Source organism: Celerinatantimonas sediminis (genome assembly GCF_046054195.1).
Classification (GTDB): Bacteria; Pseudomonadota; Gammaproteobacteria; order Enterobacterales; family Celerinatantimonadaceae; genus Celerinatantimonas.
This window is the reverse complement of record NZ_JBEQCS010000030.1, coordinates 1-18,776: the sequence shown is the minus strand read 5'-3', so window position 1 is coordinate 18,776 and position 18,776 is coordinate 1. Positions and strand designations below refer to the sequence as shown.

At 40.6% G+C, this 18,776-nt stretch carries 20 protein-coding genes and 1 pseudogene; 7 read left to right on the top strand and 14 right to left on the bottom strand.

Annotation, left to right across the window (positions count from 1 at the left end; translation table 11 throughout):
- Positions 1 to 152: 152 nt before the first annotated feature.
- On the bottom strand, positions 153 to 521 hold the full coding sequence (locus ABTQ23_RS20550) for a Mor transcription activator family protein (protein WP_408617638.1): 369 nt from the start codon (positions 519 to 521) through the stop codon (positions 153 to 155).
- A gap of 611 nt (positions 522 to 1,132) precedes the next feature.
- Between ABTQ23_RS20550 and ABTQ23_RS20545 the strand changes: the two genes are divergently transcribed.
- Positions 1,133 to 1,690, top strand: a complete 558-nt coding sequence (locus ABTQ23_RS20545) for a nucleotidyltransferase family protein (protein ID WP_408617637.1) — start codon at positions 1,133 to 1,135, stop codon at positions 1,688 to 1,690.
- A 14-nt stretch (positions 1,691 to 1,704) separates the two neighbouring features.
- Here ABTQ23_RS20545 and ABTQ23_RS20540 read toward each other — a convergent pair whose 3' ends face one another.
- Positions 1,705 to 3,093, bottom strand: coding sequence for an aminotransferase-like domain-containing protein (locus tag ABTQ23_RS20540; protein ID WP_408617636.1), 1,389 nt, complete (start codon positions 3,091 to 3,093; stop codon positions 1,705 to 1,707).
- A 97-nt stretch (positions 3,094 to 3,190) separates the two neighbouring features.
- Here ABTQ23_RS20540 and ABTQ23_RS20535 point away from each other — a divergent pair, with 97 nt between their 5' ends.
- Entirely contained in the window at positions 3,191 to 4,087 is an 897-nt protein-coding gene (locus ABTQ23_RS20535) for an EamA family transporter (protein ID WP_408617635.1), read from the top strand.
- Positions 4,088 to 4,155: 68 nt separating this feature from the next.
- Here the strand turns inward: ABTQ23_RS20535 and ABTQ23_RS20530 are convergent, their stop codons facing one another.
- Both ABTQ23_RS20530 and ABTQ23_RS20525 read right to left on the bottom strand, forming a co-directional pair.
- Positions 4,156 to 5,637 (bottom strand): APC family permease, encoded by a 1,482-nt coding sequence (locus ABTQ23_RS20530; RefSeq protein WP_408617634.1) that lies wholly within the window; start codon positions 5,635 to 5,637, stop codon positions 4,156 to 4,158.
- Positions 5,638 to 5,688: 51 nt separating this feature from the next.
- Positions 5,689 to 7,050 (bottom strand): type I glutamate--ammonia ligase, encoded by a 1,362-nt coding sequence (locus ABTQ23_RS20525; protein ID WP_408617633.1) that lies wholly within the window; start codon positions 7,048 to 7,050, stop codon positions 5,689 to 5,691.
- A 301-nt stretch (positions 7,051 to 7,351) separates the two neighbouring features.
- On the opposite strand from ABTQ23_RS20525, the gene ABTQ23_RS20520 reads away from it, so the two are divergent.
- From ABTQ23_RS20520 to ABTQ23_RS20510, 3 genes are read left to right on the top strand one after another with little or no spacing between them, the layout of a single operon-like run.
- Positions 7,352 to 8,206 carry a MurR/RpiR family transcriptional regulator gene (locus tag ABTQ23_RS20520; RefSeq protein ID WP_408617632.1) on the top strand — a complete coding sequence of 285 codons (855 nt, stop codon included), beginning with the start codon at positions 7,352 to 7,354 and terminating at the stop codon, positions 8,204 to 8,206.
- A gap of 23 nt (positions 8,207 to 8,229) precedes the next feature.
- Positions 8,230 to 9,009, top strand: a complete 780-nt coding sequence (locus ABTQ23_RS20515; protein WP_408617631.1) for an N-formylglutamate amidohydrolase — start codon at positions 8,230 to 8,232, stop codon at positions 9,007 to 9,009.
- Between the two features lie 18 nt (positions 9,010 to 9,027).
- Positions 9,028 to 9,675, top strand: coding sequence for a cysteine hydrolase family protein (locus ABTQ23_RS20510; protein ID WP_408617630.1), 648 nt, complete (start codon positions 9,028 to 9,030; stop codon positions 9,673 to 9,675).
- A 135-nt stretch (positions 9,676 to 9,810) separates the two neighbouring features.
- Here the strand turns inward: ABTQ23_RS20510 and ABTQ23_RS20505 are convergent, their stop codons facing one another.
- Genes ABTQ23_RS20505 through ABTQ23_RS20490 form a run of 4 tightly spaced genes read right to left on the bottom strand, consistent with a single transcriptional unit; the run spans position 9,811 to position 14,030 of the window.
- A complete protein-coding gene (locus tag ABTQ23_RS20505) occupies positions 9,811 to 11,319 on the bottom strand; it encodes a tripartite tricarboxylate transporter permease (protein WP_408617629.1) in 1,509 nt (502 codons plus the stop codon).
- A gap of 12 nt (positions 11,320 to 11,331) precedes the next feature.
- A complete protein-coding gene (locus tag ABTQ23_RS20500) occupies positions 11,332 to 11,805 on the bottom strand; it encodes a tripartite tricarboxylate transporter TctB family protein (RefSeq protein WP_408617628.1) in 474 nt (157 codons plus the stop codon).
- A gap of 5 nt (positions 11,806 to 11,810) precedes the next feature.
- The gene (locus tag ABTQ23_RS20495) at positions 11,811 to 12,866 is read right to left on the bottom strand and encodes a tripartite tricarboxylate transporter substrate-binding protein (RefSeq protein ID WP_408617627.1); all 1,056 of its coding nucleotides are present in this window, start codon (positions 12,864 to 12,866) and stop codon (positions 11,811 to 11,813) included.
- Between the two features lie 27 nt (positions 12,867 to 12,893).
- Positions 12,894 to 14,030 carry an enolase C-terminal domain-like protein gene (locus tag ABTQ23_RS20490; RefSeq protein WP_408617626.1) on the bottom strand — a complete coding sequence of 379 codons (1,137 nt, stop codon included), beginning with the start codon at positions 14,028 to 14,030 and terminating at the stop codon, positions 12,894 to 12,896.
- 244 nt (positions 14,031 to 14,274) lie between these two features.
- Between ABTQ23_RS20490 and ABTQ23_RS20485 the strand changes: the two genes are divergently transcribed.
- A complete protein-coding gene (locus ABTQ23_RS20485) occupies positions 14,275 to 14,955 on the top strand; it encodes a FadR/GntR family transcriptional regulator (protein ID WP_408617625.1) in 681 nt (226 codons plus the stop codon).
- A gap of 91 nt (positions 14,956 to 15,046) precedes the next feature.
- On the opposite strand, the gene ABTQ23_RS20480 is transcribed toward ABTQ23_RS20485, so the two are convergent.
- The 6 genes and pseudogenes from ABTQ23_RS20480 to ABTQ23_RS20455 all read right to left on the bottom strand — a co-directional run bounded on the left by ABTQ23_RS20480 (position 15,047) and on the right by ABTQ23_RS20455 (position 17,976).
- Entirely contained in the window at positions 15,047 to 15,544 is a 498-nt protein-coding gene (locus ABTQ23_RS20480; RefSeq protein WP_408617624.1) for a GNAT family N-acetyltransferase, read from the bottom strand.
- Positions 15,545 to 15,572: 28 nt separating this feature from the next.
- Positions 15,573 to 16,007: a hypothetical protein gene (locus ABTQ23_RS20475; protein WP_408617623.1), complete on the bottom strand. Its 435-nt coding sequence runs from the start codon at positions 16,005 to 16,007 to the stop codon at positions 15,573 to 15,575.
- 147 nt (positions 16,008 to 16,154) lie between these two features.
- Positions 16,155 to 16,610, bottom strand: a complete 456-nt coding sequence (locus tag ABTQ23_RS20470; RefSeq protein WP_408617622.1) for an NTF2 fold immunity protein — start codon at positions 16,608 to 16,610, stop codon at positions 16,155 to 16,157.
- 132 nt (positions 16,611 to 16,742) lie between these two features.
- Positions 16,743 to 16,898 (bottom strand): annotated as a pseudogene (locus tag ABTQ23_RS20465) (transposase); the annotation flags it as partial.
- Positions 16,899 to 16,983: 85 nt separating this feature from the next.
- Entirely contained in the window at positions 16,984 to 17,502 is a 519-nt protein-coding gene (locus ABTQ23_RS20460; RefSeq protein ID WP_408617621.1) for a GNAT family N-acetyltransferase, read from the bottom strand.
- A 96-nt stretch (positions 17,503 to 17,598) separates the two neighbouring features.
- Positions 17,599 to 17,976: a hypothetical protein gene (locus ABTQ23_RS20455; RefSeq protein WP_408617620.1), complete on the bottom strand. Its 378-nt coding sequence runs from the start codon at positions 17,974 to 17,976 to the stop codon at positions 17,599 to 17,601.
- 367 nt (positions 17,977 to 18,343) lie between these two features.
- Between ABTQ23_RS20455 and ABTQ23_RS20450 the strand changes: the two genes are divergently transcribed.
- Positions 18,344 to 18,718 (top strand): GNAT family N-acetyltransferase, encoded by a 375-nt coding sequence (locus tag ABTQ23_RS20450; RefSeq protein ID WP_408617619.1) that lies wholly within the window; start codon positions 18,344 to 18,346, stop codon positions 18,716 to 18,718.
- Positions 18,719 to 18,776 lie beyond the last annotated feature (58 nt).

Here is an 18,776-nt window from a genome sequence, read left to right as displayed (position 1 = left end):
GTCGATATGAAATTTCTTTAGTTCATTGGTAGAGACATATTTAAGAGAAGTTAGAGAAGCTCTATAGAGATAAGCATGTTATTGCAATGGCTTCACGAATAGCTTATGTTGAAAATGAAATTGGCCAACAATAACTATTGACCAATTTTATTTTAAATATATGAAAAATATTTTCTTTTAATATTAGTAACTTGCCTGACGCTTAGATTAAACTTTTTAGCTATGATAGCTCGGCTATAGCCATTTTTTAGATCATTAATCACTAAATTGTTTCTTGCACATGTGTCAATTTTTTTGGTAGTTGGAACTGAGATATAAGTACCGCCATAGATATTACTTAATTGTGTTAAACTTTGTGATGATATGAATTTAATTAACTTGCTTCGGTTAGGATTTTGTGGAATATAAATGTCTTGTCCTCCAAATTCTTTTAATAAAGTGTACCCATCTAAAAAACCAATCAGTTTAAATAAGTATTGTGTTTGGTGAGGTAGCATTTTAATTTCTAAGTCGCTAATCATTATATCTTCCTTAATATTAAATATATCATTAATATCGGATGTGTATTTTAGTTATTCCATAGAGAAACTTTTCCCATGTTTTGAGCGATCAGGACTTTATGCTTAGCTACTTTTTTATAGTTAATTATTTTTTCCTAGTATAATAGGGTGGTATAGTTTCAATAAAATTAAAATGTTATATGAAACTCATCGCCATTTTTATATATAACTATTCAATAGAAGGTAGTATATAAAATCGGGTGAATTTATATATTCTTTAACACTATCTTTTTCTTTGTGTGGGATATTAAGTAAATCTTTGTAAATTCTTGGAATGTATGAAATTTCATGTGTCATTTTATTTTGTCCCATCTTATAGATAGACATAATCGACTATCATCAGATTTATGATTGAGATCCCAAATTAGATAATTATAGCCATTGGATAATATTGTAATATCTAAAGGGTATAAGTATCTTTAATATTTGTTGGAATGGCTCTTTGATTTTTACGATTAGATGTTCTGACTTCACGATTAACGTTAGTTTTACTATATAAATTGTATATAATTAATAGGGAATAATTGCCGGTAACTATTATTGGGTATTTATACAGTTATTTTAGAGATCTAATGAATCATTACCAACGAAAAATTATTGAATTAGTTCAGAAAGACTTGTTGCGTGTAGCGGCTCTTGAGTGTGTCGCTAAGCTCAATTTGCCACAATGTTATATTGCCGCTGGATTCGTTCGAAATCTAGTGTGGGATTATCTGCATGAGTTATCGCAACCCACAGAGCTTAATGATGTAGATGTTGTCTATTTTGATAAAAATGAAGCAAGCTCTGATCAATTTATGCATTATCAGCAGCGGCTAAAAGCTCAGATCCCTGAATTAAACTGGCAGGTGCGAAATCAGGCTCTTATGCATGAGCGCAATCACGATAATCCATATGATAGTACTATCGATGCGATGAGCTATTGGCCTGAGAAAGAAACAGCTATTGGAATTCGCCAAGTGAACCCAGGCCAGTTTGAATGTATTGCCGTGTTTGGTTTTGAATCGCTATTTGGTGGATTAGTAAGTTTTAATCCAAAGCGTGATTTTCGCTCTTTTAAGCAGCGTATCCATACCAAAGGCTGGCTACAGCACTGGCCGTTATTGCAGGTGGTGGCTTCTAACTCTTAGCTATTTGCTAAGCTTCAGGCAGCCAGTTTTTGACAAGTGCTGATGAGCTTTATGAGCAGGGTTAATTCGTGTTTGATTTGCTCTGTCATTGCAAAGCCAATGTTAATCCGCAAGCAATCTTGATAGCGGGTCGATTGGGTAAATTGCGAACCAATACGAACATCGACGCCTGCTTTTTGTGCTTGTTGCTCTAATTGCTCGGTTTGCAACCCGGGTATTTTCAGCCATAAAACTAATCCACCATCAGGATGGGTGATTTGGCTGTGTTCTGGCAGATTTTTACTTAAAAATTCCAGATATTCCCGTTTATTTTGGTTAAGTTGTTTGCGGGCTCGTTTTAGGTGCTTAACGTAAGCGCCAGAGCTAATAAACTCTGCCAATGCCAGCTGTGTAAAGGTCGCCACTTCTTCACTTTGTCCTAAATAAGCTGCTAAAAATCGTCCTGGGCGACACCATCCGAGCCGGTAGCTCGGTGTGAGTGTTTTAGACATCGAACCACACCAGATCATGTAGCCGCTGGTGTCATAAAAACTAGCTGGCAGTATGGCGTGTTCTGTATGGCTTAGCTCGAAATAGACATCATCTTCGATCATTGGCGTGCGATATTGAGTGGCAAGTTTCGCCAAGCGCTGCTTTTGGGCAACCGACATGGTAATGCCTTGCGGGTTCATATGCGTCGTTGAAAATAACCCTGCCTGAATAGTTCCTTGTGCTAATAATGATTCGAGTTCATCTAAATCAATGCCATCGTTGGTTGAGGGGAGCTCAATAAGTTTTAATTTCAGAGCTGAAAGTGTGGATAGTAGTCCATGAAAACAAGGCGAGCTGACAGCGACTGTATCACCTGCTTGAGTCACCGATAACAGCGCTGATTTTACTGCATCTAAGCAGCCATGCGTAATGACGAGTTCATCAGCCGATAGGGCAAATCCTAACTGGCTAAAATGCCCGGCTAACGCGCTTCTTAGGCTCTTTTCACCGCTTGCTTCAGGGTAGAGCGTGAGCTGGCGAGAGCATCGGCGAATAGCGCGCTTTAAGCAAGTGCTAAACTCTCGTTCAGTTTGTTCACTAAGCTCCAAAGTGGAAACGCCAAGTGGACCGGAGTGTTTTCTGGGCAGCGCTTTTTTACTGGCAATAACCGCAGGTGTTCGCTCAAAACTGTTCCATACAGGGGCTGGTGCTAGTTTGGATGTTGGGGTACACACGTAAAATCCTGACTGTGCTTTTGCTGCTATCCACCCCTGTGCCCGTAGTTCCTCATAACAGCTTACCACCGTTGAAATACTAACGTGATGAATTTTGGCAAAGTTACGCAATGAGATCATGCGTTCCCCAATGGCTAGTTTGCCCGCTTTAATGTCATCAATGCAGCGCTTGGCGAGTTGTTGGTATTTGTTACTCATTGCAAAACTGTACCGGTTAATTTTTAAAAAATTGTATCTGTACTGATTGTCGTATGCAAGTGATACTGCATCTCTCAATATCAGCACTGGAGAGCAGATGCAAAGGCGCGATTTATTCCTGACATTATTGGTCATGGCAATTTGGGGATTTAATTTTTCAATGATTAAATTGGGGGTGAGTGAAATCGATCCATTAGTGATTGCTAGTGCTCGATTTTTCTTCGCCGCTGTTCCCATGGTCTTCTTTATTCGTAAACCTGCGGTGAAATGGCGCTACCTTGTGCTGTACGGTGTTGTGTTTGGTGTCGGTGTATGGGGAACAGGGTTAAGCTCGATTACTTTTGGATTATCTTCTGGCATGGCATCGGTACTTCAACAAACAGATGTTTTAACCTCTGTTGTCGTTGGCGTATTAGTCTATAAAGAAGTGATCTCAACTAAAATGGCCTTGGCGATTGGTTTGTCGCTACTGGGACTAGTCATCTCCATCAGTGCAACCAACGGCAATGTAACGCTTATGGGATGTCTATGGATGTTGGTGTCCGTTATCTGTTGGCCATTAAGCAGTGTGGTCGTGCGTAAATATGCAGGCACGTCGGTATTTGCATTTAATTTATGGGGAATGTTGTGTGCTCCCATTCCGTTGCTGCTGTTAGCGATGATAATTCATGGCCCGGGTGTAATCACTCACTCATTGGGCTTGTGGAATGAGCATGCTTGGTTGTCCGTTTTATTTCAAGCTTATCCGACGACGCTATTCGGTTACTGGATATGGAATAAGATGGTGGTGAAATACCCGTTAAATTTAATGGCGCCATTTACTTTATTAGTGTCTATCTTTGCTTTAATCAGTGGTTACCTCATGTTTGGTGAGCAGTTGTCTCTGGTTCAGTGGGTTTCGTGTAGTATCTTTTTAGTTGGGATTGCGTTAGTGATAAGCCCTGGCAAAAGCAAAAAAGAGTCAGCTCCAAGCAAAGAGCTGACTGAAGTTTAAGAGATGGAGTTCTTAAATCTAAAAAGGGGAGTAAGCTGGCTGTTGATAGCCAGCTTATTTAAGTTGGCTTAACTTAGTTCAGCTTGTTTGGTTAGCTCAACCTCTTGATTTTCGGTTTCAGTAAATTCTTTAGATAATGAATGACCGATATTTTGTGCAAGTTTCGGCGCTAGGATAATAATCACCAGACCAATAAAGCAGCAGGCAACTGCAACAAATGGTGGGCTGAGTAGGTCGCTGTTACCTTTAAAGTTAAAGTACAAAGAGACTAACATCACCGCACTGCCCAGAATCGGAAAGATCACTTCCCAAATCGCTATTTTTGCTTTGGCGCTTAAAATAAAGCGAATCACACCAAACTGAACCATCAGATAAGTAATCATCAGGCAGATTGAACCAATAATTGCAAAATAGAAGTAACTATCTAATGAACTGGTTCCTGTGCCCATATCGGGTTTGCCTGATACCCATGATAAAAAGTTCACCACGGTACAAACAAGCAATACAACCGTGAGAGCGTTGTGTGGTTGTTTGTGGCTGTTAACCGTTGCTAAAGAGCGATGCCCAAATCCGTCTCGCGCCAGAGCATAGAGCAGGCGACTCGCTGTGGCTGAAGCAGACAGATGACAAGCTAATGCGGCCATCAGCGCGGTAAACATAATCAGTAATCCATAGGCTGCACCGATATATTGTTCAGAAAGAGTACCCAGCGAGTTGGCTGATGTTTTAAATGCATTTAAACCAGCAGCATCCGTGCCAAAGCCAATGACCTGCACATACATCATCAAGATGAATAATGCCCCTGTGAGCACAATTGAACCAAGCAATGCCAGAGGAATGTTACGTTTAGGATTGTCTGTTTCTTCCCCTAACGTGGCACATGCTTCAAATCCGGCCCATGACAAAAACGCTGCAACCACTGCGCCCATCACCGCCTCAATACTCACCCCGTTGAGGCTAAAAATAGAGCTGTGATGTATGGCTGTTCCTGCTTGTGAATGGCCGCCATGAATCAAAATAACAGCTGCTAGAATCAACATTAAAACAATGCCAAAACCTTCAATTGCCATCAGTACTCGCGCAACGACTCGGCTCTCCCGGTTATTTAACAGCCATGAAAAAAACACGCCGACAAGCACCGTGATAAACCATGGGATCTGAAATGGGTGAGCGGCATCCGGTGATAACGCTGCTAAAAAGGCGTTGGTAAATGCGCCAAATGCTGAGAGTGTGCCGATAGAAAAGCACAGATACGTCACCAATAGCGCAAAGCCAGAAAAGAATCCCGCTTTGGGACCAATGGTAATGCCCACTAGCGCATAAGCGCTGCCAGTATGATTGTAGTAGCTGGTTAGACGAATAAAGCCGTAGGCGATAAACGCGACACCAATTAAACCAAATAAAAAGACCAGTGGCAGAGCTTTGCCGACAGAATCGATAAGCCCTTGAGCATTGCCTGACATAGCTAACGTCGGCCCGACTAGTCCTAGTGAGAGGGCGAGAGCTTCCCACAGCTTGAGTTTTCTCTTTGTTTGTTGACTCTGACTCATTTCATGTTCCTTATGGGGTGTGTTTGCGCGTCAGTTTTTTATAGTTTTAGGTTAGACAGACCAAGCAAAGCGCAGCGCTTGAATGGTCTCTTCTATAGGTTTGTTGGCATAATTTTTCATCTCCAACCGGCGAACAGCGACCAGCGCTTCAAGCATCTGTGGCGGAAATTCGCTTTGGGCTAGAGCACTTTGTTCAAGGCGCTCTAAAATGGCTGATTGACTGTCAACCAGTTGCACAACATGGCCTTTCGCTCGCTCTGTTTCATCAAGCAAGGCTGGGTCAACTGTGGTTTCTTTTGGTAATGGCAAAGACTCTTCTAATCCTGCGTTGGCCATCATTAATACCGCCGCGCAAGCTACATAAGGGTTAGCCGATGGGTCGATGCATTTCACCTCAATATTGGCGCCATAAGGGTTCGATGGATTTGCACTGCAGTAACGCACGGCCGCCTCGCGATTTTCCATTCCCCAACAGGCAAAAGCACCCGCCCAATGCCCTGGTTTTAACCTCTCGCAAGAGAGTACCGACGGGGCGAGCAGGGCAACAAGTTCTGGCAGATGATCGACAATACCGGCGATGATAGCGCCGCCATCGGTACTAATACCGTGGGGACCGTCAGCTGCTGATAGCAGCGGTTTGCCATCACGAGTAAAGGAGAAATGAATATGCGCACCATTGCCGACTGAATTTAAAGCAGGTTGCGCGGAGAAGCTCACTTTACAATCATAGCGCCGAGCAATGCGTCCTAAGAGTAATCGAGCTAGAGCTATTTTATCCATGGCTCGAATCGGGTCCGCTGGGCTTAGCGAAAGCTCATATTGTTGGTTGCCATATTCACCATGGAATTGCTCTAATCCAAGCCCTAAGCGTGCAAATGTTTGAACGACTTCACTGACAAATTCTTCTTTATTTAAAAGCGAACTCACGCCATATGCTTGCCAGCCATCAATGGGTTTGTCGTCATTAGGCAGCAGGAAAAATTCCATTTCACCAGCTACTTTCATTTCGATGCCTTTCGCTGCTAGTTTTTCGCATTGCTGACGCAATAAATGACGAGAACACCAGAAACCATGGTCACCTTCTTGTTCGTAAACTTCCGCAGGTGCCCAGCTAAGTTTGTCATCGATTTCTACCGCAGCGCTTAAGTCAGCACGTAAGCGGTGATCGCCTACCGCGGTAATGGATGGGATCCAAGCAATGTCATTATCGGCACAAAATAGTGCCCATGAAGGAGAGGCCCCAACACCACTTTTAGCAACTGATTTTGCTCGGCTCTTCGGCACAATTTTGCCGCGCATTACTCCAGCGCAATCAATGAGCGACGTTAGCAGATACTGTCCTTGCGTATCAGCATCCTGTGAGTTGGTTTCGTGACTGCCTGAACAAGACTGAGCAGGTTCAACAGATGGCATATATCGTCTCCTTACGGTCAAATTGAATTTGATGAGGTTTAACTTTTCATCCTGAGTTTCTTTATGTATGCTACAAAAAAAGAAAAAAGTAAAGATTTGTAATAAATGTTAGATTCTTAAATGCGTGATATTCGAGTGATTCTAACGCTGGTTTTGACATCATGATTGATGGATGATTTGGACCTTGTTAGGTTATAAGTCCTTCATACAAATTGTATTTACTGAATTTCGCATAAATCATGCAGAGCCTTGAAGCAACTTGACCCGATAAGATTTATGTTTTTTTGAGAGTGAAAGCAGCATGAATGTTTTGTCACAGAAGATCCGCTCAGGATTAGCCGATTTTAGCCCATCAGAGCGTAAAATTGCTCGCGCCTTGCTGGCGGATTATCCAAGTTCCGGGCTGGGTTCGGTGCAAAATTTAGCTGATTTAGCGAATGTCAGCTCACCATCAGTGGTGCGTTTTGCCAGACATCTGGGCTTTGAGGGATTTGTTGATTTTCAACAGGCGCTTCGCAACGAGTTGTCATTGCAAGCCAATGGCCCTTTGCAACGGCTTGAAAGTGAATTTGATGGCAAGCTAGAGAATGATTCGGGGATTCAACCTGCCATTGATGACATGAGCCGGGCGCTGCGTTTTTCCTTGGAAAATATTCCTGAATATGATTTAGAGCAGACGATTAAATTATTAAGTGATCCCAAAAAACGAATTGTGATTGGGGGCGGGCGAGTGAGTCAATCTTTGGCTGATTATCTGGCTCGCCATCTCCAGCGAATGCGCTCCAATGTAGTGTTATTGCCTGAGAATCGACACCAACGCATCAAATATTCGCTAGATGCATCGCGCCGCGATGTCTATGTATTTTTGGATTTTCGCCGTTATCAGCAGGATGTTAATGAGTTGGCCAAGGTGATCGCCAAACAAAACGCCACCATTATTTTATTAACAGACGTGCATTTATCGCCAATGTCTGCGCTGGCTAAAGTAGTTTTGTCAGTCATTACCGAGTCTCGTTGGCCATTTGATACCCATATTGGCGGATTTGCGCTGATTGAAGTGATTATTTCAAAATTAATGCAGAATCTTGGTCAGGCCGCGGTTGAGCGGATGCAAGACTGGGATCAATTAGATTCATCAAATATTAACGGTAAATAAGCCGATTTAAGGAAGTTGTAACTATGGATGAAGTTTCCCACCTGTTGGGGCATGATGAGCCTGAAGCATTTGGCTCTGCGCGGCTTGAGAGCCACAGCCCTTTTGTCATCATTTGCGATCATGCGAGTAAACGGATCCCTGCGTCCCTTAATCAGCTCGGTTTGCCACAAAGTGAAATTGATCGCCACATCGGTTGGGATATCGGAGCCAAAGATACTGCTGTGAAATTAAGTGCTTTGCTTGATGCACCACTTATTTATCAAAATTATTCAAGGTTGGTGATTGATTGTAATCGTCGCCCATCTCACAGCGGCGCATTTCCTGAGATTTCTGAAAGCACGCTTATTCCGGGGAATATAGATTTACCCAATGCGCAAAAACAGCTTCGCATTCAAGAAATTTTTACCCCATACCATGACGCAATTGCGAAGCTTTTAGATGAGCGTCAGCGCCAAAATCTGCCGACTTGTTTGATTGCCATGCACAGCTTTACGCCCGTATTTAAGGGTTTGTCTCGCCCTTGGCATGTTGGCGTCTTATTTGATCGCTTTGCAGATTATGCCAACCTCGTATTCGCTAATCTTCGTCAGGAGAGTGCATTGTGTGTCGGTGCCAATGAACCCTATGCGGTGGGGGATAGTTCTGACTATGCGGTTCCGGTACATGCTTATGAGCGCCAATTGCCTTATGTGGAACTAGAAATTCGTCAAGACTTACTTGAGCAAGCAGATGGACCACAGCAGTGGGCTGAACGCTTGGCGCAGGTTTTACCGAAAGCTTGGAATGAGCTGAATATCGCTTAATTTAACGAAGGAAAGAAAATGGAACAGGTGTTAAGTCGTAACGTACCGATTGAAACTGATAAAGCCACACTGCTGTTTATCGATGTGCAAAATTACAGTACCCATCGCAACGGAAGTGAATACAAAGGATTAAGCGAAGCTGAATTTAACCAAAAATTTGGTTATTTTTTCGATACCATCGAAAACGAAACCATCCCAAATATGGTCAAAATTCAACAAGCTTGTCGAGATAAAAGCGTTGAAGTGATGTACACCGTCATCTGTAATTTAACCAAAGATGGCCGAGACCGTAGTTTGGATTATAAAATTACCGGCTTTAATGTTCCCAAAGGCTCTTGGGATGGTGAAGTATTTGATGCCATCAAGCCACTTGAGGATGAGATTGTGTTGCCAAAATCATCTTCTAGCGTTTTTGTCTCAACCAATATTGATTATGTATTACGCAACCTTGGCACGCGTTATCTGATTGTGTGCGGTTTCTTAACTGACCAATGTGTAGAAAGTGCGATTCGTGATGCCTGCGATCTGGGATACTTAGTCACCATGGTGACCGATGCATGCGCAACCCAGAGTCAAGAACGTCATGATAAATCCGTGTCATGTATTAAAGGTTATTGCCGTCAGATTACGACAGATGACTTTTTAAAAGAGTTAAGTGGCCTATAAAAAATATTAGAGCCTTACTTTTATTGCTTCATCGGTATTTGGGACCTATTCTTGGCAAGTGCTGCATATAGGTCCCATTGCTTTAATAAATGAACGATGAATCTAGTTTAGCCTCTTGCTCTGGGACCAAATTTGTTATTTATAGTTTTCAATAACTATCTGGTGCTTCTTAGTTGAACGAATTTTTTTGACTATTGGCCAAATAATACTAATCACTGCAATTAAAATAAAAATGAGTGATATCGGTCGAGTAAAGAAAGCAGAGTAATCACCATCGGCATAGCTCACCCCTTTTCTAAAATACTCTTCTAAGCTTTTACTTAAAATAAAAGCTAATATAAATGGACTAATCGGTAGTTTACCAACTCCCATAATAACACCGAGTATACAACACCCGATCATGACATAAATACTAAACATACTGTTGGCTGTTCCGTAAGCACCAATAAACGCAACAATTAAGATTGTGCTGTATAGATAATGATACGGAATTTTTAAAAGCAGAGGGAACCAACGCTTCGTTAATAACTGCATGCCCAAAACGAGTAAACAGCAAACCAGTACCCCTGCGAAAATCAAATACGAGATATCTGGATTAGATGTCAGCATTAGAGGACCTGGCTGTAACCCATGAATCATGAGACCAATTAACAACATTGCTGTAATGCTATCGCCTGGAATACCCAGTGCAATCATTGGAATAATCGCACCGCCAATAGAAGCATTATTTGAAACCTCTGATGCCCAGATCCCCGCTGGATAACCTTTGCCAAATTCTTCAGGATGTTTATCACTTGACTTAACATGAGCATAGGCAATCATATTTGATACGCCAGAACCCATACCGGGTAGAAAACCAACCCATAAGCCAATGAAAAATGCCCGAATAATCGCGCCAATGTGATGGGTGATATCGATTAAGGAAATCCCAATACCTTTTATGTTTGCATCTTTTACTTCGGGTAGCTCTTGATTTCCCTTTGCATAATTCATTGAGATTTGTCGGCATGCAAAAATACCTAATGTAATAGCTATTACGCTAATACCGCCATCTAATTCATGGGCACCAAATGTATAACGAGCGACACCCGTAACTTTATCCATCCCAATACAGCCCATTGCTAAACCTATTGAGGTAGCAAGTAGACATTTAAACATGCTACCTTGTGAGAGCGCTGCAACTAGGGTTATTGCACAGAAACATAAGCTGGCATATTCCCATGGACCTAATTGTAATGCTAGATCTGCAATCACAGGGCTCAATAAAGTAGCAATGATGATAGAAGCAATCGTGCCAAAGAATGATGCTAAAATACCGATAGTGAGCGCTCGAGTTGCCTGACCTTTTTGAGTCATAGGGTAGGCATCAAATGTGGTCGCAATTGAAGATGAACTTCCTGGGATACCAATGAGGGTTGCGCCAATAAATGAGCCTGAAACACCACTAATATACATCGACAAGAGCATACAAAAAGCTTGCGTTGTCTGCATGCCTATCGTCATTGGTAATAGCAATGAAATACCGATCGCTGCGCTTAAACCTGGTATTGCACCAAATATTAAACCTACCACTGCGGTGATAAGAATTAACATTAAATTTAACGGCTCTATGCAGAGCAGTAAACTTGAAAAGTAAGCATCCATAAGACCTCCTGCTTAATCAAGTAACATTCCTGGTGGCAACATTACGTTGAATCCAACAGAAAATAATAGATAAATTGCTGCTGTTATAACAATTGCTGCAACGACTCCGGTTACAATAGAAATTTTGTGTTCACCACTTAACATATTTATCAAGGTGTATGCCATAAATGGTGTGGCAATTAAAAATCCTAAATACAGTAATCCAATGGAGTAGACAATTAATATACCAAGAATTGTAGTTAACCTCTTCCAACCAGCTAATGAGAGAAAAGGTTTTTCTTGCTCTTGCTTTGCTTTATTTTTAAATGATTCGAAGAAAACGCCAATACAACAGATAATCATTAAAAATATAGAGAGGTAAGGCATTATTCTAGGCCCAGGCCCCGTTAAGTTATTCGGTATTTTTATGTCTTTTACAAACACTAGCAATACAGCCGCGACTACTAGAAAAAATACGCTGATAATTCTGTCTTTTTTCAGTAACATAATATTTACTCTTTTCTATAGATGCCTAAAGATTTTGCTACTGCTTCTTTATTTTGAAATTCGTTTTTGTACTCAGTTAATGAGTCTTTAACTGATTGCCATTGTGCAACTTGTCCCATACCTTTCATGCCGATGTAGTAAGGGTTATTTTTATCTGCAAGATTTTTTAATGAAGCATTAATTTTTTGAACCAATGCATCACTCATGTTTTTAGGACCGATGACATAATAATTGGTTACTGCGTAACAATTTTTATAACCCATTTCTTGCAATGTTTTATAATTTTCTGGCGCTTTAGCAAGAAAATCACTAATCACAGCGCCATTGGCTCCAACGGTACCAATGATTTTTAACTTCCCAGCTTGGTCATATTCTTTTGCATTGGATAAAGAAACTGTCCCTAAATCAATGAAGCCACCGGCTAGGCTCGTTAATCTATCGGTTTCTTGTGAAGCTTCAACATATTTAAACTTAATGCCTAGATTATGTTCTAAAGTGCCTAGTAAAAATTGCGTCGTTCCATTTGGTGAAATCCCAGCTTTAACTGTATTTGGATTTTTCTTCATGTAACTAATAAGTTCGGCAAACGTGTTATAAGGAGCATCTTTACGCACTGCAATAGCTCGTAATCCATTATTGCCCATATGAGCAATAAGCGTGACATCCTTTAGTGGATTGATATCAGAGGCACCAGTTAAATACTGGGTAAAGATAGCTGAGTGAGTAATGCTTAACTCATTTCCATTAGGTTTTCGAGAAGATAACTGAGTAAAACTTGCAACGGTACTGTTAAAATTCTTAGCCGTAAAATTAATACCCGTTTTGGCAGTCCAGCCATTAGAAAGAAAGCGAGTTGTTAAATCTGAACTTCCGCCTGGTTTGCCTGGAATATAGAGAGTAACAGTGTTATCCGTCCATGCTAAAGATTTATCTTGTTGAACAGATGATTCTGTCTTGGTTTGGGATGTTTCTGTTTTATTAGATTTTTGATCAAAACAACCCGTGAGCGTTACTAAGCTAAGTACCAGGGTAATCCCTAATATTGATTTAATAAGTTTCATTATGAAAATCCTTGGCTAAATTGGGAATTATCGATTGGAATAAAAATACTTTTTGAATCGCAATAGACCTTCGTACTCTAATTTCTCGAGATTTAATCGTTGTGGATTACCTGGAATATCAGCAGGTAAGTAGAATCGTCCATCGCGTTCTTCAGGGATATTTAAGGCATATTCGCTCATCGGCTGGCTGATTGGCTCATGAAATTCAATTAGTTCATTCTCATTGAATAAGGTGCCAAATAATGCACATAGATAAACGCGTCCGCCTGATGTGAATCGCAACCCTTTATCGCGAGCAAGATCTCTAATGGCGAGTAAATCATCCATTCTTGTCATGCGGCCAACTGAGGGTTGTAAAACATCAACACCTTTTTCTGCATATATTTCAAATTCATAACTAATTCTCATTGACTCGCCAAATGCGATTGGCACATTGATCCCTTGTTCTTTTAAGTTACGAATTCCATTCATGTCATTTGCATGGATTGGTTCTTCAAGCCAGGCGAGGTGATAAGGCTCAATTAATTGGGCAAATCTTGTAGCTGTTGCAACATCCCATTTTTGGTTAGCATCCACAGCAATTTCAATGTCGTGACCAAGAGCTGAGCGAACCTTATCAACGCGGCGTAAATCTCGCTCAATGTCTGCGCTTCCCACTTTAAATTTGACGGTCTTATAACCTTCGCTGACATAACGTTGCATATCATCAACGAGTTCTGAGTCTTCTAATAAAATGGAGCCACCACCTTTGTAGGCATTTGCCCAATCTTTTGTTGCACCTAAAAAGCGATGTAATGGCATATTTTTATGCTGCGCTAGTAAGTCCAACATTAAGGTGTCCATTTTTCCTAAACAGACTGCTTTTTCACTTTGAAAGCCGCTGTTTCTTACTTTCCAATATAAAAATTCTCGCCATTGATTAAAGGTTTTCGTTTCTCCCGTTAGTATCAGTGGCAAGATGGTATCAATAAATGTTTTATCAATTGCTAAGTAGTGAGCCACAAATCCTTGAGAGTCATAGAGTTCTATGCAGCCTCTTTCTGGGGCAAATTGGCCAAGACCTCCGGTACCATCTTGGAATACGCGGGGCAAAGGGATGGGGTCAAACTCATAATAGATTGCTTTATAAAAACTCAATTTTTCATCGAAATTGTAGCGGAACATGTTCTACCTCATTCACTGCAAATTTAAATTTGTCATACATATTATATTTAAAATATGGTTTTAATTTAGCAGGAGGTTTTTCAGATAAATGATGATTGAGTCCCATATTTAATAGGTTTTATTGCATTTTTTGATTAATTTTCACAACTCATGATATGTATCACAATTTATATTTAATTCATCATTGACATGTTTTTTAAATTTGTAATACAAATATTAATACGTGTTTAAATAGGAAAATCCAATGCAAACGAACCGACATGGACGGTTATCAACTCAAGTGGTCCAAGAAATTGTCAACGCTATTGATAATGGAACCTACAAAGCGGGAGATAAGCTTCCCACAGAATATGAGCTCATCGAAAAATTTGACGTAAGTCGTACGGTTATACGAGAAGCGATTGCTAATTTGCGTGCAAATAGCCTTATCGAGACTCGTCAGGGAAAAGGTGCCTTTGTATTGCCAAAACCGACAATGGATTTTCAGTTAAGACACACTGGCGGCTCGGCAGCTGATGAGCTTGGTTATATTTTAGATTTACGTATTGCGATAGAAGCAGAAACAGCGCTGATGGCGGCGAAAAATCGTACCGATAAGGATTTAGAGCGGATCAAAACGACTATTAGGCAAATGCAAAGCTTGATTAATGAAGAAAAAATGCCACTTCAAGCTGATCTGAATTTTCATTATGCCATTGCCATCGCATCTCAGAATCCGCATTTCCTTGGCTTACTTAAATATATTGATAGCAATTTAGTGGCACAAAAGCAGATCACTCCGATTAGTCGCAAGATCCTAGCTCTTCGAGAGCATGAACAAATCTGTCACGCGATAGAACAAAGGGACCCGGATGCAGCTCGAGCTGCTATGCGCTTACATCTATCTAGTTCTCGTGAACGACTAAAAGCAAGGTTGAATCAGTAATCTCACATAACGATAGGCGGGCATAAGGGCGTTTGGTTAAAGATGCTGAGGGGCAAAAAATTTTTTCAGCATTGTCAATTGCAGCGACTTGTTATACATTTTTTACCAACCGCGCCATATGATAAACATTTACATATTCACCATTTCTAAAGGCGTAATCTACTGATTCACCTTCTATTTGAAATCCGAACTTTTTGTACAGATTAATTGCCCGTTCGTTATCAACATAAACTTCTACTTCTAAACGTCTTAGGTTTAACCATTTGTCTGAAAGCTCTACAACTGCGGCTAATAATTGGCTACCAACCCCACGTCCTTGAATATTATCTTTGACTCCCATGCCAAAAGTACCAACATGGCGACGGCGAGGACTTTTACAAACTTCAAAACCAATATTGCCTACTATTTCACCATCTAATAATGCAACATAGTGATAAATATTTTCCGGTTGATTTGAAACCCGCTTTTCCCATGTTTCTAACGATGGGTATGGTAGTTGTAATGTCCCTGTATAAGCATTTTCACATTCGTATATTTCTTTTATGGCTATAGCATCCGCTGATTCGGCTCTTCTAATTTTAACTTCCACTGTAAAAAATGTCCTGTTGGAAAAATTGTTATGTGTTTTTAGTGTTCATACGCCAGTCAATATACTTCATATCCCTGTTATCCTCGTTGCCTAACACGAGCGAGTAATATGCTCGATTTGCCATTTCACTAGGTGTTTCGTGATAGAAAATCTCGGCTATTTCTTTCATAGAGCAGTGTTGAAGCCACTTCGTATAGTATTCATTTGTAGTTTCTTTTGCGTGGTCGACCTGTAGAGAAAATTTGCGTACCAGCTCATTAGAAATCTCTTCAAGAAGATAGGGAATTCCAATTTCAATAGGCTCTTGAGAATCTATATTGGCCTCCAGCCAAGACTTAATTGCAGCATTAAATATGTCTTGAGAGACTTTCTCTGGAAATACCGAAGTCAAAACTATTTCTCCTCTCTGTTCAAGACTAGCCAGCGCCTCGGATATTTTATCTATACAATCTTGATTATTCATTTTGTTCTCTATTCTGTGCTACACATAACGCCGCAAATAGTGGCGCTAACTTCAATATTACTGCGACAAATAAATTTTAAACAACATGCTCCCTAGCGTTAAGCGTCCATTGATTTGCTTTGTTATATTTTAGCTCCTTTGTTAATACTATATTTCCTCATCACGCCAACGACCTTGACCTGAATCGCTGAATAAAGCACTTATTTTCCATATAGCCCCCACCTTCTTTACAATAAACTTGTAGCTTTTGAGCCGTTTCACTGTATTCGATTTTGTATAAACTTCGACAGTGTCACTACCCAATTGATTCGTATAGTCGATTTCTGAGTAAACCTTAGAAGCTCCACCAATATAGTAATGACCCGCATCGCTGCGAGAATACTGCCGATTCTTTGAAACGCAGTATTTATTTCGAATTGCATCCAGAACATTCCTTGCACCAACTTCTGTCAATTGCTTGGGGGTGGCCTTATTCTCCTTTATCCAAGAATGACAGTGTTTGGACCACCTAGTGAATACCTTTATATATTCCAATACAGTATCTTCAGGAGTTCGGTCTCTGTCCTCGACACTGGAAATAAAATATTCTTTTTCTTCAAACATTGTTCATCAACCGGATAAATATAACGCTGAGCTTAGTTGCAAAATTCATGACATGTATTTTGTCAATTGCAGCGACTTGTTAGACATTTTTTTTGACCACACTAGAGCGTGTTGATCTTTGTTGTACATATATTAGTCAACCCACATAGGTAGCCACATAAGAGAAAATGCCAGAGCGACCACACTTTCATAGTTTCTGGCTAATTTTTCATACCGAGTGGCAACCGCTCGGTATTTCTTAACCTTTAGAAAAGCATTTTCGACCAGATGACGGTATCTATATAAACACAGTGGCGCTTTCACTACTGCCAAAGCATATTTATAACTTTAAACAACAAGCACCCAAGCGTTAAGTATCCGTTGATTTGCTTTGTTATGTAACAATATTTTCGATGCTATAAATGTGGTCAGCATATAGTTTTCCGCCGATTTCGTAGGCATTGGGCACTACTGTTTTTAGCGAAAAGCCACTTTTGATAAGAACTCGCTCTGAACCAACATTGCCCTCTGTGACTACTGCGCTAAAGGCTGTAATAGCTTGTTCATTGGAAGCCCAATTGGTCAATGCCTTCAATGATTCTGTACCGAATCCGAGACCATGATATTGAGGGAGAATTAAATACCCCACCTCTGCAGTACCATCGACAAGGTGAAAACCAGTAACACCTATTTTTTCATCAGTTTCCCGTAGCGTCATTGTAAGACATAGCCAATTTGCTGAAGTTTTAGACCACGAAGGAAGTCTTGATTCAAACTTTTCCTTTATTTGCGAAAACGATGGTTCATCGAAACATAAACGAATAACAGCTGGGTCATGATGTAAAGACTCATATAACATCCAATCTTTGTCCGTAATTTGAGCCATCTTCAGTCTAGGCGTAAGTATTTCCATGCGCGATATTTCCTTGTTACATAACGCTAAGCTCAATTGCAAAATACTTGGCGCGTCATTTTGGTTTTCATGTATTTTGTCAATTGCTTCACCTTGTTAGGCGTTTGCTTGCACACAACTTGCAGATATTGCCAATATAATAAATTGAAGGGTATCTGCATCATGACTTGTGTGAAATAGTGCGACCTCTCCACCAAACCCATTCCACCATGCAATTCTTACAGATGATTCTGTTGCATCGAAATAATTATTAGGCTCCGGAGCATCAGAAGAGATGATAGAACCATCGCCTTGATATATTGGTTCACCTAATTCTTTAATTAATACCTGGCTCGTATGATTAAAAATTTCTGAGAGCTCTTCTTGCGTATTGGCAACACAAATCGAATCAGACCAAGGTCCCAATGACGCTAAGAAAGTTTCTCGCTCCGCTTTATCTTGGATAAGTAAATCTTCTAACGCTTTAAAACTCACACAGCTAACCTTAATAAAAAAGACTCAATTCACATATCCTACTATAACTCTTATAAATAAAGGCAATTTTGAATATTGTCACTTAGTACACTGAGAAAGAACACACGGATTCTCTGATAACTTCTGATATAGCAAAACAGTCTTGAAAAGACGTGCCTGAACAATTGCTCCAAGCAGGAAAGGGGTAAAAATGAGTCAGGCATAATCATCATAAAACGTCAAAAATGATCAAACTTTATTATCCGACTACAAGAGGTTTTGTATGCAAACAAAAGCATCTATTCGGCTAATTAAACGAACCGTTGGCCATTTCGTCGGACAGCACACATCAAACGATTTATAATTTGCTCTTTTGTATGAGGTTGCTTTGAATTTATCACTTCAGCAAGTATTGCCGGCCCAACGCCATATTATAGAAAACCTGTTTGGTTACTATATCTATGAGATGTCTGGATTTTTGCAGTTAAATCCCAACAGTGATGGGCAATATAGTTTTAATCCAGAGAGCTTATCTGCCTATTGGCAGCTGCCGAACAGCTCCTATATTCCCTATTTTATCTATGTGGATCAAAATATTGCGGGCTTTGCTCTGGTGCGGCGATACCCACAATGCCAAGCACTCTGGGATATGGAGCAGTTTTTTGTGTTAAGAAAATATGCCTCGCAAGGTGTCGGCCATAAAGCCTTTGCTCAAGTTTGTGCTCAGCATCAGGGGCAGTGGCAGTGTCCACTTCCCCATTAATGAGACAGTTCTAAAGTAGAGTTTCCCAGTTGTTTTCGGTAAGCCGCCGGTGGCAGAT